General features: G+C 40.4%; 1 protein-coding gene. It reads right to left on the bottom strand.

The window, feature by feature from the left end:
• A partial coding sequence (locus ACYVRA_RS09035) for a hypothetical protein (RefSeq protein ID WP_461252375.1) occupies positions 1-383 on the bottom strand: 383 nt, incomplete at its 3' end.
• Between the last annotated feature and the right edge of the window lie 60 nt (positions 384-443).

Below are 443 nucleotides of genomic sequence, written 5' to 3'. Positions count from 1 at the left end.
AATATAATGTCTTTTTCTAAAGCAGAAAGATATTGAACATTCCGGGCGGTATCTACATTTGCGATATTCCAGCCGTCTTTGTTATTTGCGCTTTGGCTGTCTTCTTTTGGCTGGCTTGGTTGAGGTTGATTAGTTTGAGGTTGGTTTGTCTGATATTGACTCGGTTGAGTTTTATTAGTTTGAGTTTGACCAGTTTTTTCAGACGCCGATTTTTGTTTTGATGATTTTGCGGCTCCAGGCTGCCACCCCAAAGCAAATCGCCATGCAAGGCTATTTGCCCGATTTATTTCAATAACATTTATTTCAGGTAAAAACGAAGAAAAGTCAGGCGCGTACAAACATTCGCCTCGTAAATAAAGAGCGTCAGTAATGGAAAAATCCAATACTGCGCCTAATTAAACCCAGCCTACATCTAATACATTTTCCGCGCCGCCAAAAATACG

This window comes from Treponema sp. R8-4-B8, from assembly GCF_054786175.1.
The sequence above is the reverse complement of the archived record's forward strand: the minus strand, read 5'-3'. Positions and strand labels throughout refer to the sequence as shown.